Source organism: Pseudomonas nitroreducens NBRC 12694, from assembly GCF_002091755.1.
Lineage (GTDB): Bacteria > Pseudomonadota > Gammaproteobacteria > Pseudomonadales > Pseudomonadaceae > Pseudomonas > Pseudomonas nitroreducens.
In genome coordinates this window covers 147,730-161,620 of the sequence record NZ_BDAI01000004.1, presented here as the reverse complement: position 1 = coordinate 161,620, position 13,891 = coordinate 147,730, and the positions used below count along the sequence as shown (strand labels likewise).

General features: G+C 64.4%; 11 protein-coding genes. 9 read left to right on the top strand and 2 right to left on the bottom strand.

Annotated features, from left to right (window positions below; all coding sequences use genetic code 11):
- The first annotated feature begins 8 nt into the window (after nucleotides 1–8).
- Complete coding sequence (ppk1, locus tag PNI01S_RS13020) at nucleotides 9–2,213, top strand: polyphosphate kinase 1 (protein WP_065086206.1); 2,205 nt, start codon at nucleotides 9–11, stop codon at nucleotides 2,211–2,213.
- A gap of 149 nt (nucleotides 2,214–2,362) precedes the next feature.
- On the opposite strand, the gene ppx is transcribed toward ppk1, so the two are convergent.
- Nucleotides 2,363–3,865 (bottom strand): exopolyphosphatase, encoded by a 1,503-nt coding sequence (gene ppx, locus PNI01S_RS13015; RefSeq protein WP_024765763.1) that lies wholly within the window; start codon nucleotides 3,863–3,865, stop codon nucleotides 2,363–2,365.
- 190 nt (nucleotides 3,866–4,055) lie between these two features.
- Between ppx and trxA the strand changes: the two genes are divergently transcribed.
- The 4 genes from trxA to PNI01S_RS12995 all read left to right on the top strand — a co-directional run bounded on the left by trxA (nucleotide 4,056) and on the right by PNI01S_RS12995 (nucleotide 8,491).
- A complete protein-coding gene (trxA, locus tag PNI01S_RS13010) occupies nucleotides 4,056–4,382 on the top strand; it encodes a thioredoxin TrxA (RefSeq protein ID WP_015475045.1) in 327 nt (108 codons plus the stop codon).
- A 238-nt stretch (nucleotides 4,383–4,620) separates the two neighbouring features.
- A complete protein-coding gene (gene rho / locus PNI01S_RS13005; RefSeq protein WP_015475046.1) occupies nucleotides 4,621–5,883 on the top strand; it encodes a transcription termination factor Rho in 1,263 nt (420 codons plus the stop codon).
- A gap of 105 nt (nucleotides 5,884–5,988) precedes the next feature.
- Nucleotides 5,989–7,455 (top strand): 4-hydroxy-3-polyprenylbenzoate decarboxylase, encoded by a 1,467-nt coding sequence (gene ubiD, locus PNI01S_RS13000; RefSeq protein WP_024765762.1) that lies wholly within the window; start codon nucleotides 5,989–5,991, stop codon nucleotides 7,453–7,455.
- A 67-nt stretch (nucleotides 7,456–7,522) separates the two neighbouring features.
- Entirely contained in the window at nucleotides 7,523–8,491 is a 969-nt protein-coding gene (locus tag PNI01S_RS12995) for a CDP-6-deoxy-delta-3,4-glucoseen reductase (protein WP_084358387.1), read from the top strand.
- A gap of 141 nt (nucleotides 8,492–8,632) precedes the next feature.
- Here PNI01S_RS12995 and PNI01S_RS12990 read toward each other — a convergent pair whose 3' ends face one another.
- Complete coding sequence (locus PNI01S_RS12990; protein WP_084358386.1) at nucleotides 8,633–9,553, bottom strand: LysR substrate-binding domain-containing protein; 921 nt, start codon at nucleotides 9,551–9,553, stop codon at nucleotides 8,633–8,635.
- 249 nt (nucleotides 9,554–9,802) lie between these two features.
- Between PNI01S_RS12990 and PNI01S_RS12985 the strand changes: the two genes are divergently transcribed.
- From PNI01S_RS12985 to PNI01S_RS12970, 4 genes are all read left to right on the top strand, one after another.
- Nucleotides 9,803–10,921 (top strand): ABC transporter ATP-binding protein, encoded by a 1,119-nt coding sequence (locus PNI01S_RS12985; RefSeq protein ID WP_084358385.1) that lies wholly within the window; start codon nucleotides 9,803–9,805, stop codon nucleotides 10,919–10,921.
- Between the two features lie 12 nt (nucleotides 10,922–10,933).
- On the top strand, nucleotides 10,934–11,860 hold the full coding sequence (locus tag PNI01S_RS12980) for an ABC transporter permease (protein WP_024765758.1): 927 nt from the start codon (nucleotides 10,934–10,936) through the stop codon (nucleotides 11,858–11,860).
- Entirely contained in the window at nucleotides 11,860–12,666 is an 807-nt protein-coding gene (locus PNI01S_RS12975; RefSeq protein ID WP_024765757.1) for an ABC transporter permease, read from the top strand. The genes PNI01S_RS12980 and PNI01S_RS12975 overlap by 1 nt, the downstream gene beginning before the upstream one ends.
- A 164-nt stretch (nucleotides 12,667–12,830) precedes the next feature.
- Nucleotides 12,831–13,865, top strand: a complete 1,035-nt coding sequence (locus PNI01S_RS12970; protein WP_024765756.1) for an ABC transporter substrate-binding protein — start codon at nucleotides 12,831–12,833, stop codon at nucleotides 13,863–13,865.
- Nucleotides 13,866–13,891: the final 26 nt, after the last annotated feature.

Below are 13,891 nucleotides of genomic sequence, written 5' to 3'. Positions count from 1 at the left end.
GACGAGCGATGAATACCGAAGGCATTAGCGAAACCGAAGTTATCGAAGCTGACACCACTGCTGAAGTCACCGAAGTCGTCGTAACGGAGGCGGTGGAGACGCCGGCATCGCCCGTCGAACCGGCGGTGCCGGCGATCAACGTGGACGACAGTGCCCTCTACATTCATCGCGAGCTCTCGCAGCTGCAGTTCAACATCCGCGTGCTGGAACAGGCGCTGGATGAGTCCTACCCGCTGCTGGAACGCCTGAAGTTCCTGCTGATCTTCTCCAGCAACCTCGACGAATTCTTCGAGATCCGCGTCGCCGGCCTGAAGAAGCAGATCACCTTCGCCCGCGAACAAGCCGGCGCCGACGGCCTGCTGCCGCACCAGGCGCTGGCGCGCATCAGCGAACAGGTGCACGAGCAGGTTGCCCGCCAGTACAGCATCCTCAACGACATCCTGTTGCCGGAACTGGCCAAGCACGACATCCGCTTCATCCGCCGCCGCTACTGGACGCCGAAGATCAAGGCCTGGGTCCGTCGCTTCTTCCGTGACGAGATAGCGCCCATCGTCACCCCGATCGGCCTCGACCCGACCCACCCGTTCCCGCTGCTGGTGAACAAGAGCCTGAACTTCATGGTCGAGCTCGAAGGTCTGGACGCCTTCGGTCGCGACTCGGGCCTGGCAATCATTCCTGCGCCGCGCTCGCTGCCGCGGATCATCCGCCTGCCGGAAGAGGTCGCAGGGCCGGGTGACAACTACGTGTTCCTGTCGTCGATGATCCACGCCCACGCCGACGACCTGTTCCACGGCATGAAGGTGAAGGGCTGCTACCAGTTCCGCCTGACCCGTAACGCCGACCTCTCGGTGGACGCCGAGGATGTCGAGGACCTGGCCCGCGCGCTGCGCGGCGAGCTGTTCTCGCGCCGCTACGGCGACGCCGTGCGCCTGGAGGTGGTGGATACCTGCCCGGTGCCCCTGTCCAATTACCTGCTCAAGCAGTTCGGCCTGTCCGAGACCGAGCTGTACCGCGTCAGCGGGCCGGTCAACCTGACGCGCCTGTTCAGCGTCACCGGCCTGGCCAGCCACCCGGAGCTGCAGTCGCCGCCGTTCACCCCGACTATCCCCAAGCTGCTGCAGAAGAAGGAAAACCTGTTCAACGTCCTGGGCAAGCTCGACGTGCTGCTGATGCACCCGTTCGAGTCCTTCACCCCGGTGGTCGACCTGCTGCGCCAGGCTGCCAAGGACCCCAGCGTGCTGGCGATCAAGCAGACGCTGTACCGCTCCGGTGCCAACTCCGAGATCGTCGACGCGCTGGTGGAAGCCGCGCGCAACGGCAAGGAGGTGACCGTGGTGATCGAGTTGCGGGCGCGCTTCGATGAGGAGTCCAACCTGCAACTGGCCAGCCGGCTGCAGCAGGCCGGTGCGGTAGTGATCTACGGTGTGGTCGGTTTCAAGACCCACGCCAAGATGATGCTGATCCTGCGTCGCGAGGACGGCGAGCTGCGCCGCTACGCGCACCTGGGCACCGGCAACTACCACGCCGGCAACGCCCGCCTGTACACCGACTACAGCCTGCTGACCGCCGACGTGGCGCTCTGCGAGGACCTGCACAAGCTGTTCAACCAGCTGATCGGCATGGGCAAGACCCTGCGCATGAAGAAGCTCCTGCACGCGCCCTTCACCCTGAAGAAGAACCTGCTGGAGATGATCAACCGCGAGGCCGCCCAGGCTGCCGAGGGCAAGCCGGCGCACATCATGGCCAAGGTCAACTCGCTGACCGACGCCAAGGTCATCCGTGCGCTGTACAAGGCCAGCCAGGCCGGCGTGAAGATCGACCTGGTAGTGCGCGGCATGTGCTGTCTGCGTCCGGGCGTGCCGGGGGTGTCGCACAACATCCAGGTGCGCTCGATCATCGGCCGCTTCCTGGAGCACAGCCGGATCTACTACTTCCTCAACGGCGGCGAGGAGAAGCTCTATCTCTCCAGCGCCGACTGGATGGAGCGTAACCTCGACATGCGCGTGGAGACCTGCTTCCCGGTGGAAGGCAAAAAACTCGTGCTGCGGGTGAAGAAGGAGCTGGAATCCTACCTGAGCGACAACACCCAGGCCTGGGTGCTGCAGTCCGACGGCAGCTACGTGCGGCAGAGCCCCAGCGGTAACCAGAACGCCCGCAACGCCCAGGCGACGCTGCTGGAGCGCCTGTGCACGCCGGTGATCAGCGTTCGCTGATCCCTCCAGTGATATCGAAAGCCCTGCTTCGGCAGGGCTTTTTCTTGGGCTTTTCGTAGGAGCAAGCTCGCTCCTGAAGGTCAGGGTGACGCTGGAAATGAAAAGGCCCCGGCGTTTGCGCGCCGGGGCCTTTGCCTGTGGCGGGGCACTCAGCTCACGCTGAGTGAATAACCCACGCGCTTGAGCCATTCGGCTTCCTGCTCGAAGTCCGCCTGGGTCAGCGGGTTGGCCGCCAGCCAGCCGTCCGGGAAGCGGATGTCCAGCGACTTGCCGGACGCCTTCAGGGCCACCGCCGGCATTTCCTGGGTGCCACGAATGTGGTGGAAGAGGATGGCGAAGCGCAGCACGATGCACAGGCGGATCAGCTTGTCGCCCTCGTCGCCCAGCTCGTTGAACTTGTCCACCGGGATGTTGCGGCGGTGGCCGCGCACCAGCAGCGCCAGGGTCAGCTGGTCCAAGCGCGAGAAGCCGGCTAGGTCCGAGTGCTCCAGCAGGTAGGCGCCGTGCTTGTGGTAGTGGTAGTGGGCGATGTCCAGGCCCAGCTCATGCACGCGCGCGGCCCACATCAGCAGCTCGCGGTGGCCTTCGTCGTTCAGGTTCCAGGCCTTGGCCACCTGGTCCAGCGATTCCAGCGCCTTGGCTTCGACGCGAGCGGCCTGTTCCGGATCGACGTGGTAGCGTTCCATGAGGGCGCCGATGGTGCGTTCGCGGACGTCCTCGTGGTGGTGGCGGCCCAGCAGGTCATAGAGCACGCCCTCGCGCAGGGCGCCTTCGGAATGGGTCATGCGCGTCAGCTCGAGGGCGTCGAACAGCGCCTCGAGGATCGCCATGCCGGCCGGGAAGATCGGTCGGCGGTCCGGCTTGATGCCGTCGATGTCGAGCTTCTCGACCTCGCCCAGCTTGAACATCTTGCGCTTGAGCCAGGCCAGGCCTTCGGGGTTGATCTCGCCGTTGCCGTGGCCGCCGGCCTGGATCGCCAGGCAGATGGCGCGGATGGTGCCGGAGGCGCCGACCGCCTCGTCCCATCCCAGGCGGCGTAGGCTGTTCTCGATGCTCATCAGCTCCAGGCGCGCCGAAGTGTAGGCCTGGGCATAGCGCGCCGGGGTGATCTTTCCGTCCTTGAAATAGCGCTGGGTGAAGCTCACGCAGCCCATCTGCAGGCTTTCGCGCAATTGCGATTCGAACTGCTGGCCAATGATGAATTCGGTGCTGCCGCCACCGATATCGACCACCAGGCGCTTGCCGGGGTTGTCCTGCAACGTGTGCGAGACGCCCAGGTAGATGAGGCGTGCCTCTTCGCGGCCGGAGATGACTTCCACCGGGTGGCCGAGGATCTGATCAGCAACGCGGATGAACTCGGCGCGGTTGCGCGCTTCGCGCAGGGCGTTGGTGCCCACGACGCGCACCGAGCCTGGCGGCATGCCGTTGATGAACTGCGCGAACTGCTTCAGGCAGTCGTAGCCGCGCTGCATGGAGTCGGCGGTGAGCAGGCGGTCATCGCCTATGCCGGCGGCCAACTGGACCTTCTCGCCTAGGCGCTCAAGAATGCGGATCTCGCCGTGATCGGCCTTCGCCAGGACCATGTGGAAACTGTTCGAGCCAAGGTCAATGGCCGCGATCATCGGGAAGGTCTTGGCAGGGGTATGGGGCATGGGGTGAGGTCCGGGTAAATACGGAAGACATCCTGCCATTTTAGGCGGGGAGTGCCAATGAAGGGGTTGTCACCGATCAGAAGTCGCCGCGACAGCGATAGATACACTCAATCGGCTGCGCCTTTCGGTGCGGGCCGAGGCGGGATATGATGGCGGACACTTTTTCGCATCCGATTGACGGAGAGAATACATGAGCGAACATATCGTCAATGTTACCGATGCCAGCTTCGAGCAGGACGTACTGAAGTCCGACGGTCCCGTGCTGGTCGACTACTGGGCCGAATGGTGCGGCCCGTGCAAGATGATTGCTCCGGTACTCGACGAGATCGCCAAGGACTATCAGGGCAAGCTGAAAGTCTGCAAGCTGAACATCGACGAGAACCAGGACACCCCGCCGAAGTATGGCGTGCGTGGCATCCCGACCCTGATGCTGTTCAAGGGTGGCAACGTTGAAGCCACCAAGGTCGGCGCGCTGTCCAAGTCGCAGCTGGCGGCCTTCCTCGACAGCAACATCTAAGGTCGAGAATGTGTGAAAAGCCCTGCCATCGAGCAGGGCTTTTTTCTTTTTGCCCCTAGACGCTCTGAAACTCGGGTGTTAAATTCGGGCCACAACGAGTTTTTCGTTGTCCCCTGCAAGCCGTCGCCGACGCACTTCCTATTCGAATTCCAAGCGATCCTGTCCGTCATCTACGGCGCGGCTCTTCAAGCATCACGCTTGTTCCCTTTTCCCCTTTCAGCGTATTTACGTCCCTTCTATGAATCTGACCGAACTCAAGCAAAAGCCGATTGCCGAATTGCTGGAAATGTCCGATGCCATGGGCCTGGAAAACATGGCTCGTTCGCGCAAGCAGGACATCATCTTCGCGCTGCTGAAGAAGCACGCGAAAAGCGGCGAGGAAATCTCCGGTGACGGCGTGCTGGAGATTCTCCAGGATGGCTTCGGCTTCCTGCGCTCCGCCGATTCCTCGTACCTGGCCGGCCCGGACGACATCTACGTCTCGCCCAGCCAGATCCGTCGCTTCAACCTGCGCACGGGCGACACCATCATCGGCAAGATTCGTCCGCCGAAGGAAGGCGAGCGTTACTTCGCCCTGCTGAAAGTCGACTCGATCAACTTCGATCGTCCGGAGAACGCGAAGAACAAGATTCTCTTCGAGAACCTGACGCCGCTGTTCCCGACCAAGCGCCTGACCATGGAAGCCGGCAACGGCTCCACCGAGGATCTCACCGGCCGTGTGATCGACCTCTGCTCGCCGATCGGCAAGGGCCAGCGCGGCCTGATCGTCGCCCCGCCGAAAGCGGGCAAGACCATCATGCTGCAGAACATCGCCTCGAACATCACCCGCAACAACCCCGAGTGCCACCTGATCGTCCTGCTGATCGACGAGCGCCCGGAAGAAGTGACCGAGATGCAGCGCACCGTGCGCGGCGAAGTGGTTGCCTCCACCTTCGACGAACCGCCGACCCGCCACGTTCAGGTCGCCGAGATGGTGATCGAGAAGGCCAAGCGCCTGGTCGAGCACAAGAAGGACGTGATCATCCTGCTGGACTCCATCACCCGTCTGGCCCGCGCCTACAACACCGTGATCCCCAGCTCCGGCAAGGTGCTCACCGGTGGTGTCGACGCCCACGCCCTGGAAAAGCCCAAGCGCTTCTTCGGCGCCGCGCGCAACATCGAGGAAGGCGGTTCGCTGACCATCCTCGCCACCGCGCTGATCGAAACCGGCTCGAAGATGGACGAAGTGATCTACGAGGAATTCAAGGGGACCGGTAACTCGGAACTCATCCTCGACCGTCGCATCTCGGAAAAGCGCGTGTTCCCGGCAATCAACATCAATCGCTCCGGCACCCGTCGCGAAGAGCTGCTCACCGGTGAGGAAGAGCTGCAGCGCATGTGGATCCTGCGCAAGATCCTCCACCCGATGGACGAGATCGCCGCCGTGGAATTCCTGCTGGACAAGCTGCGCCAGACGAAGACCAACGACGAGTTCTTCGATTCGATGAAGCGCAGCAAGTAAGCGCCTCTCGAACCACGCAAGGCCGGGGAAACCCGGCCTTCGTGTTTCTGCAAGGCGCTGATAGGCGGTAGACTGTCGCATCATCCTGCCGCCATCGAGACCCTCATGCAGTATCGCGACCTGCGCGAGTTCATCGCTGCCCTGGAGCAGCGCGGACAGCTCAAGCGCATCCAGGCGCCGGTATCCCCGGTGCTGGAAATGACCGAGGTGTGCGACCGCACCCTGCGCGCCAAGGGCCCGGCCCTGCTGTTCGAAAAGCCCACCGGCTATGACATCCCCGTACTCGGCAACCTGTTCGGCACGCCCGAGCGCGTCGCCTTAGGGATGGGCGCCGAGGACGTCTCCGAACTGCGCGAGATCGGCAAGCTGCTGGCCTTCCTCAAGGAGCCCGAGCCGCCCAAGGGGCTGAAGGACGCCTGGTCCAAGCTGCCGATCTTCAAGAAGGTCATCAACATGGCGCCCAAGGTCCTCAAGGACGCGCCGTGCCAGGAAGTGATCGAAGAGGGCGACGACGTCGACCTGTCGAAACTGCCGGTGCAAACGTGCTGGCCCGGCGACGTGGCGCCGCTGATCACCTGGGGCCTGACCGTCACCCGCGGGCCGAACAAGGAGCGGCAGAACCTGGGCATCTACCGCCAGCAGGTGATTGGCCGCAACAAGGTCATCATGCGCTGGCTCAGCCACCGTGGCGGTGCGCTGGATTTTCGCGAGTGGTGCCAGAAGCACCCCGGCCAGCCCTATCCGGTGGCCGTGGCCCTGGGGGCGGACCCGGCGACCATCCTCGGCGCCGTGACGCCGGTGCCGGATAACCTCTCCGAATATGCTTTCGCCGGCCTGTTGCGTGGGCACAAGACCGAGCTGGTCAAGTGCATCGGCAACGACCTGCAGGTGCCGGCCAGCGCCGAGATCGTCCTCGAAGGGGTGATCCATCCCGGCGAGATGGCCGATGAAGGCCCGTACGGCGACCACACCGGCTACTACAACGAGGTGGACCGCTTCCCGGTATTCACCGTCGAGCGCATCACCCGCCGGCAGAAACCGATCTACCACAGCACCTACACCGGCCGCCCGCCGGACGAGCCGGCGATCCTCGGTGTGGCGCTGAACGAAGTCTTCGTGCCGATCCTGCAGAAGCAGTTCCCCGAGATCACCGACTTCTACCTGCCGCCCGAAGGCTGCTCCTACCGCATGGCGGTGGTGACCATGAAGAAGCAATACCCCGGCCACGCCAAGCGCGTGATGCTGGGTGTCTGGTCGTTCCTGCGACAGTTCATGTACACCAAGTTCGTTATCGTCACCGACGACGACATCAACGCCCGCGACTGGAACGACGTGATCTGGGCCATCACCACGCGCATGGATCCCAAGCGCGACACGGTGATGATCGACAACACGCCGATCGACTACCTGGACTTCGCTTCGCCGATCTCGGGGCTCGGCTCGAAGATGGGCCTGGACGCCACCCACAAGTGGCCGGGCGAGACCAGTCGCGAGTGGGGTCGGGTGATCGAGAAGGACCCGGCGGTGACCCGCCGCGTCGACGAAATCTGGGCGAGCCTGGGCATCGACTGACGGGCCGTCGAACACCAAGGGCGGCCATGCGCCAGAGGCCGTCCGCCTAGAAGAACGAGAACAGCGCTTGAAAGTGACCTTGCAACCCTCCGGTGCTCAGCTCGAGCTGAACCCCGGGGAACGTATCCTCGACGGTGCGCGGCGCCAGGGCTACGACTGCCCGCAGAGCTGCCGCAACGGCAACTGCCATATCTGCGCGGCGCTGCTGGTGGAAGGCCGTGTATGCCAGGATGGCGAGGTGCGCGACCACGGCGAACTCTTCACCTGCCTGGCCGAACCGCTGGAAGATTGCGTGCTGCACTGGGATGGCGTGCTGGCGCCTGGCGAGCTGCCGGTGCGCAAACTCTCCTGCCAGGTGACGCTCTGCGAGCCAGTGGGCGGTGATGTTTGGCGTGTGCGCCTGCGCGCCCCGGCCGGCAAGCCGCCGCGCTACCACGCTGGGCAGTACCTGCTGATCGAGCGCGACGGCAGCGACCCGGCGGCTTTCTCGCTGGCCTCCGCGCCGCAGGAAGGGCGTGACCTGGAACTGCACATCCTGGCCCGCGAGAACAGCGCCATCGACCTGCTGACCCAGTTGCAGCGCGACCGCTTCGCCCGCGTGCAGATGCCCTTCGGCGACGCGCACCTCGCCGACCTGCCGGACGGCCCGCTGGTGCTGATCGCCGCCGGCACCGGCATGGCGCAGATGCACAGCCTGATCGAGTTCTGCCGCGCCGCCGGCTTTGCCCATCCGGTGCACCTGTACTGGGGCGTGCGCCGCCCGGAAGACTTCTACGAGCTGCCGCACTGGGAGCAGTGGGAAAGCGTGCCCAACCTGCACCTGCACAAGATCGTCAGCGACCTTTGTGGTTGGCAGGGGCGCTGCGGCCTGTTGCACGAAGCGGTGTGCGAGGACTTCGCCGAGCTGGCCGGCCTGCGCGTCTACGCCAGCGGCTCGCCGGCGATGGTCTATGGCACGTTGGATGTGCTGGTGGCGGCGGGCATGGACCCGCATCAAATGCGCGCCGACGTCTTCGCCTACGCCCCGCGGGGCTGATTCGACCGCCTGGCGCCGTTGGAGCGCCTCGCCGTACTAAGTCGCACTGTCTTCGGCGCTCCGCCTAGCCATGCAGCCGACTCAGCCCCGCGGCCCCGGTGGAATACTCCCCTGTATTTTCGTGGCGAGTTGTGCGTCCGACTATTCAGTCGAATCAGTCATGTGGGCCGCGGGTGGCGAGAACTCTTCCTGCAGCGCCGCACGAATCCAGTCCTCGAACCAGGCGACGTCGGCGCTTACCGCGCCGGTGGGCAACAGCAACTGGTAGCTTTCCAGCGGCACTTCCTCGGGCAGCGGCCGCACCAGCGTGCCGGCGGCCAACTGGTGCTTTACCAGCACCAGGTTGGCCAGGGCGATACCGTGGCCGGCCTCGGCCATGGACAGCGCGTGGTCGTTGCTGACGTAGAGCACGTCGGAGTTCACCCGCAGGTCGAGGCCGATGGTGGACAACCAGAGGTTCCACCATTCGCCGTCGTCGACATGGATCAGCTTGTGCTGCGCCAGCTCGTGCACGCTGCTCAGCGGGCCGTGTTCCTCGAGATAGGCAGGCGAACACACCGGGAACACCGCCGGCCGCACCAGCGTGCTGTGGCACTGCGGATAGACGCCGGGAAGCCCGTAGACAATCCCCAGATCAGCGCTTTTACCGTCCACTTCGCTGAAAGTCGGGTTCGGCTCCACCGCCACCTTCAGACCGGGGCGCTGCTGCCGCAGGGTCTCCAGGCGAGGCATCAGCCAGCGCTTGGCGAAGGCCGGCACCACAAGGATCTTCAGCCAGCGCGCGGTGCCGCCGGGGGCCAGTTCATGGCCGGCATCGGCGATCTGCTGCAGGGCTGTGGATATCTTTGCGTAGTAGCGTTGCCCGGCGGACGTCAGGCTGACTCCGCGCGGGGTGCGCTCGAACAACTGCACGCCCAGCCAATCCTCCAGCAGCTTGACGTGTCGGCCGATGGCCGGCTGCGTCACATGCAGGTCTTTCGAGGCGGCGACGTAGCTGCCCAGGCGTGCGGCGGCCTCGAAGGCGCGGACGGCATTGAGCGGCGGAAGACGCTGGATGGACATGGCTGGACCTCGAAGGCGGGCTGAGCTGTTAAATTTCAGCTGTTAAATTATTTAATATCGAATGTAAGAAAATTGAGCTTTTCGCTCAACCACCTTTCTTCGAATATCCGCTCCAGCAGCATCACCACAATATCGAGCCGAACCCACGGCCAGCGCTGCATCCAGCGTTTACTCCAGCCCTGCCAGAACAACTACAAGATCCCCCGAACGCCAGCGTGCGGCGGACGGGAAGGATGCGGAGGTTTCCCCATGAATGCCCTGCACAGCCTGCAGACGGCGGCGGTTTCGATCCGCTCCGTGCGCAAGGTCTACGGCGATCCGGCCAGCGGTCCCGTCGCGCTCAAATGCGTCGACCTGGACATCCGCGACAACGAATTCTTCACCCTGCTCGGCCCTTCGGGCTGCGGCAAGACCACCCTGCTGCGGATGATCGCCGGCTTCGAATTCCCCACCGCCGGGGAAATCCAGCTGTACGGCGAGAACATCGCCGACCGCCCGCCGTTCGAGCGCCCGGTCAACACCGTCTTCCAGCACTACGCACTGTTCCCGCACATGACCATCGCCGAGAACCTCGCCTTCGGCCTGGAATCCCACCCGATGGGCCAGCGCATGAGCAAGGTGCAGGTCGCCGAGCGTGTCCGCGAGATGCTCGCCCTGGTGCAGATGGAACGCTTCGCCCAGCGCAAGCCGACCCAGCTTTCCGGCGGCCAGCAGCAACGCGTCGCCCTGGCCCGCGCTTTGGCACCGCATCCCAAGGTGCTGCTGCTCGACGAGCCGCTTTCCGCCCTCGACCTCAAGCTGCGCCAGGCCATGCGTGAAGAGCTCAAGGCGATCCAGGCCAAGACTGGCATCACCTTCATCTTCGTCACCCACGACCAGGAAGAAGCGCTGACCATGTCCGACCGCATCGCCGTGCTCTCCGAGGGCGAAGTGCAGCAGGTCGGCCGCCCGGACGACATCTACGAGCATCCGCGCAACCGCTTCGTCGCCGATTTCATCGGCGAGACCAACTTCCTCCCGGCCCGCGTCGAGAACTTCGACGGCGACCGCGCTTACTACCGCATCGGCGGTGAGCAGTTGATCGAGGCCGGCTCCCGCGAGGGCCTGAAGGTCGGCGCCGAGGTCACCCTGTCGATCCGCCCCGAGCGCCTGCAACTGGTGGCCGAGGACACGTCGTCCGCCGCGCCCTGCACCGTCGTCCAGCAGATCTACCTGGGCACCGACCTGCAGTACCAGGTCGAGCTCAAGGACGGCAGCAAGCTGACCGTCCGTGCGCCCAACAGCGCCGGCCAGCGTCAGCGCCTGGTGGCTGGGCAGCGTGCCGGCCTGCTGTTCGAAAAAGGCAGCGCCAGCGTCCTGGTGGACTGAGCGGAGGTGAGCATGAACCGGTTATCCGCAACCTGCGGCAATGCGCTGGAGCGGCGCCAGGCGCTGCGCAGCTTCCTTGGCGTGTCGCCCGCGCTGGTGTCCATCGGCCTGTTCCTGATCGTGCCGATCTTCATCGTCGTCGGTTACTCGCTGATGCAGGCCAACCCCTACGGTGGGGTGAACCCGCACTTCAGCGTCGACGCCTACGTCTCGCTGCTGTTCGAGCGCCAGCTCGACGACAGCCTGGCCTTCGCCGACTCGTACATGGTGATCGCCCTGCGTTCCATCGGTATCGCCGCGGCGACCACGGTGATCACCCTGCTGGTCGGCTTCCCGGTGGCGGTGTGGCTGGCCATGCAGCCGGCGCACCGTCGCGGCCTGCTGATCTTCCTGATCACTGTGCCGTTCTGGGCCAACCTGCTGATCCGCACCTACGCCTGGATCCTGCTGCTGCGCGGCACCGGCGTGGTCAACGGCACGCTGATGAGCCTGGGGGTGATCAACCAGCCGCTGAACCTGCTCTACACCGACGGCGCCGTGCTGCTGGGCCTGGTCTACACCTACGCGCCCTTCGTCGTGCTGCCGATCTACGCCACCCTCGAGAAGATGGACATGCGCCTGCTCGAAGCGGCCCAGGACCTTTACGCCGGGCGCATCCGCACCCTGCGCAAGGTGGTCCTGCCGATTGCCCGTCCGGGCATCCTGGCCGGCGCCATCCTCACCTTCGTGCCCTGCCTGGGCGCAATGATCGCCCCTGAGCTGCTCGGCGGCGGCACCAAGATGATGCTCGGCAACCTGATCTTCCGGCAGTTCAGCGACTCGCGGAACTGGCCCTTCGGCGCGGCGCTGTCGCTGGTGCTGATGGCCGCGGTGATGCTGGTGCTGATGTTCTACGCGATGCGCGCCGAGCGCCTGCGTATCGCTCGGGGAGGTGAATGATGCTCTCGCTGCTGACCAAGCGCCGTCTGGGCGTACAGGACTTCCGTGGCTTCGGCGTCCTGAGTTTCCTGTTCTATCTCTACCTCTACGCGCCCATCGTGGTGCTGGTGGTGCTGTCGTTCAACGCCAACCAGTCCGCCACCGTGTGGACCGGCTTCAGCCTCGACTGGTACCGCGCCGCGTTCGCCAACCAGGCGCTGCGCCAGGCCGCCGGCAACAGCCTGCTGATCGCCGTGTGCGCCAGCGTGATCGCCACGGCGATCGCCACGCTGGCTGCGCTGGGCACCTCGCGCGGGGCCAAGTTCAAGGGCCTGCGCCTGTCCATGGGAGCGATCATGCTGCCGCTGGTGCTGCCCGAGATCGTGGTCGGCGTCGCCACCCTGGCGCTGTTCTCCACCCTCGGCCTGTCGCTGGGCTACGGCAACCTGATCATCGCCCACACGGTGTTCTGCATCCCGTTCGCCTACCTGCCGATCCGTGCTCGCCTGAACGACATGGACCTGTCCCTGGAACAGGCCGCCGCCGACCTCTACGCCGGGCCCTGGCGGACCTTCCGCAAGGTGACCCTGCCGCTGCTGATGCCGGGGATCTTCTCCGGGGTGATGCTGGCCTTCATCGTCTCGCTGGATAACTTCGTGATCTCGATGATGGTCTCCCAGGCCGGCACCACCACCTTGCCGATCTTCATCTTCGGCCTGCTGCGCATGGGCGTGACGCCCGATGTGAACGCGGTGTCGACCCTGATCCTCGGCGTTTCCGTGCTGTTCGTAACCCTGTCCTTCCTGCTTGGCAAGAAGAAAGCCTGAGAGCCCGCCCAATGCCTGTCCGAGCTTGCCCATGCGTCGTTGGAAACAGCCTCGAAATGCTCATTTACAGCCGTAAACTGCGCTTTCTCACCTGTTCCCGCCTCGTCTGGGCAGCGCTCGACCAGCCCTTGAACGGACTCTCCGCCCACATACCGGAGTAGAAGATGAGCAAACTGATCGCTGCTGTAGGGGCCACGCTGACGCTGGCCATGGCCGTCCACGCACAAGCCGCCGAGCAACTGAACGTGGTGAGCTGGAGTGGCTATTTTACCCCGCAGATCCTGGAGAAGTTCGAGAAGGAAACCGGCATCAAGGTGACCGTGGATTCCTACGACTCCAACGAAACCCTGCTGGCCAAGCTCAAACAGGGCGGCGCCGGCTACGACGTGGCGATTCCCTCCCACGCCTTCGTACCGATCCTGATCCAGGAGAAACTGCTGGAGCGCTTCGACCCGGCCGGCCAGCCGTACTACGCCAACGTCGAGGACAACCTGAAGAAGCCCGCCTGGGACCCGGAAGGCGCCTACGCCGTGCCCTTCATCTGGGGCACCACCAGCGTGGTGCTGGACAGCGCGAAATACAGCGGCCCAGCCGACAGCTACTCGGTGCTGTTCACCCCGCCGAAGGAGCTGCAGGGCAAGATCAACATGTTCGACTCGGCCAGCGAAGTCATCGATACCGCCAGCCTCTACCTGGGCATCCCGCTGTGCAGCGAGGACCCCAAGCAGATGCAGCAGGTGCTGACCCTGCTGAAGACCCAGAAGCCCTTCGTGAAGACCTACAGCTCCAAGGCCGGCTCGATCCGCGAGAACCTGGCCTCGGGCGAAGTCGACATGTCGATGTTCTGGGGCGGCTCGTCGATGCGTGCGCGTGAGATGAAATCCAGCCTGAAGTACCTCTACCCGAAAGAGGGCGTGATGGCCTGGGTGGACAACCTGGTGATCCCGGCCGGCGCCAAGCACCCGGAGAACGCGAAGAAATTCATCGCTTTCCTCAGCCAGCCGGAAAACTCGGCGATGACCCAGAACTTCCTCAAGCACCAGAGCCCGATCAAGGGCGTGGAACCCTTCCTCGATGCCAGCCTCAAGGATGCGCCGGAACTGCACATCCCCGAGGGCACCAAGGTGGTGTTCAGCAAGACCTGCGGCGAAGGCGCGATCCGCCTGGCCGACCGCATCTGGACCAACCTGATGCGCTGATCCCGCCAGACGGGAATACGGCACAG

Bases quoted from the DNA above. Each gene is read 5' to 3' on its own strand.
- ppk1 (WP_065086206.1), top strand. From the start codon at position 9: ATGAATACCGAAGGCATTAGCGAAACCGAAGTTATCGAAGCTGACACC.
- ppx (WP_024765763.1), bottom strand. From the start codon at position 3,865: ATGCCCCATACCCCTGCCAAGACCTTCCCGATGATCGCGGCCATTGAC.
- trxA (WP_015475045.1), top strand. From the start codon at position 4,056: ATGAGCGAACATATCGTCAATGTTACCGATGCCAGCTTCGAGCAGGAC.
- rho (WP_015475046.1), top strand. From the start codon at position 4,621: ATGAATCTGACCGAACTCAAGCAAAAGCCGATTGCCGAATTGCTGGAA.
- ubiD (WP_024765762.1), top strand. From the start codon at position 5,989: ATGCAGTATCGCGACCTGCGCGAGTTCATCGCTGCCCTGGAGCAGCGC.
- PNI01S_RS12990 (WP_084358386.1), bottom strand. From the start codon at position 9,553: ATGTCCATCCAGCGTCTTCCGCCGCTCAATGCCGTCCGCGCCTTCGAG.
- PNI01S_RS12985 (WP_084358385.1), top strand. From the start codon at position 9,803: ATGAATGCCCTGCACAGCCTGCAGACGGCGGCGGTTTCGATCCGCTCC.
- PNI01S_RS12980 (WP_024765758.1), top strand. From the start codon at position 10,934: ATGAACCGGTTATCCGCAACCTGCGGCAATGCGCTGGAGCGGCGCCAG.
- PNI01S_RS12975 (WP_024765757.1), top strand. From the start codon at position 11,860: ATGCTCTCGCTGCTGACCAAGCGCCGTCTGGGCGTACAGGACTTCCGT.
- PNI01S_RS12970 (WP_024765756.1), top strand. From the start codon at position 12,831: ATGAGCAAACTGATCGCTGCTGTAGGGGCCACGCTGACGCTGGCCATG.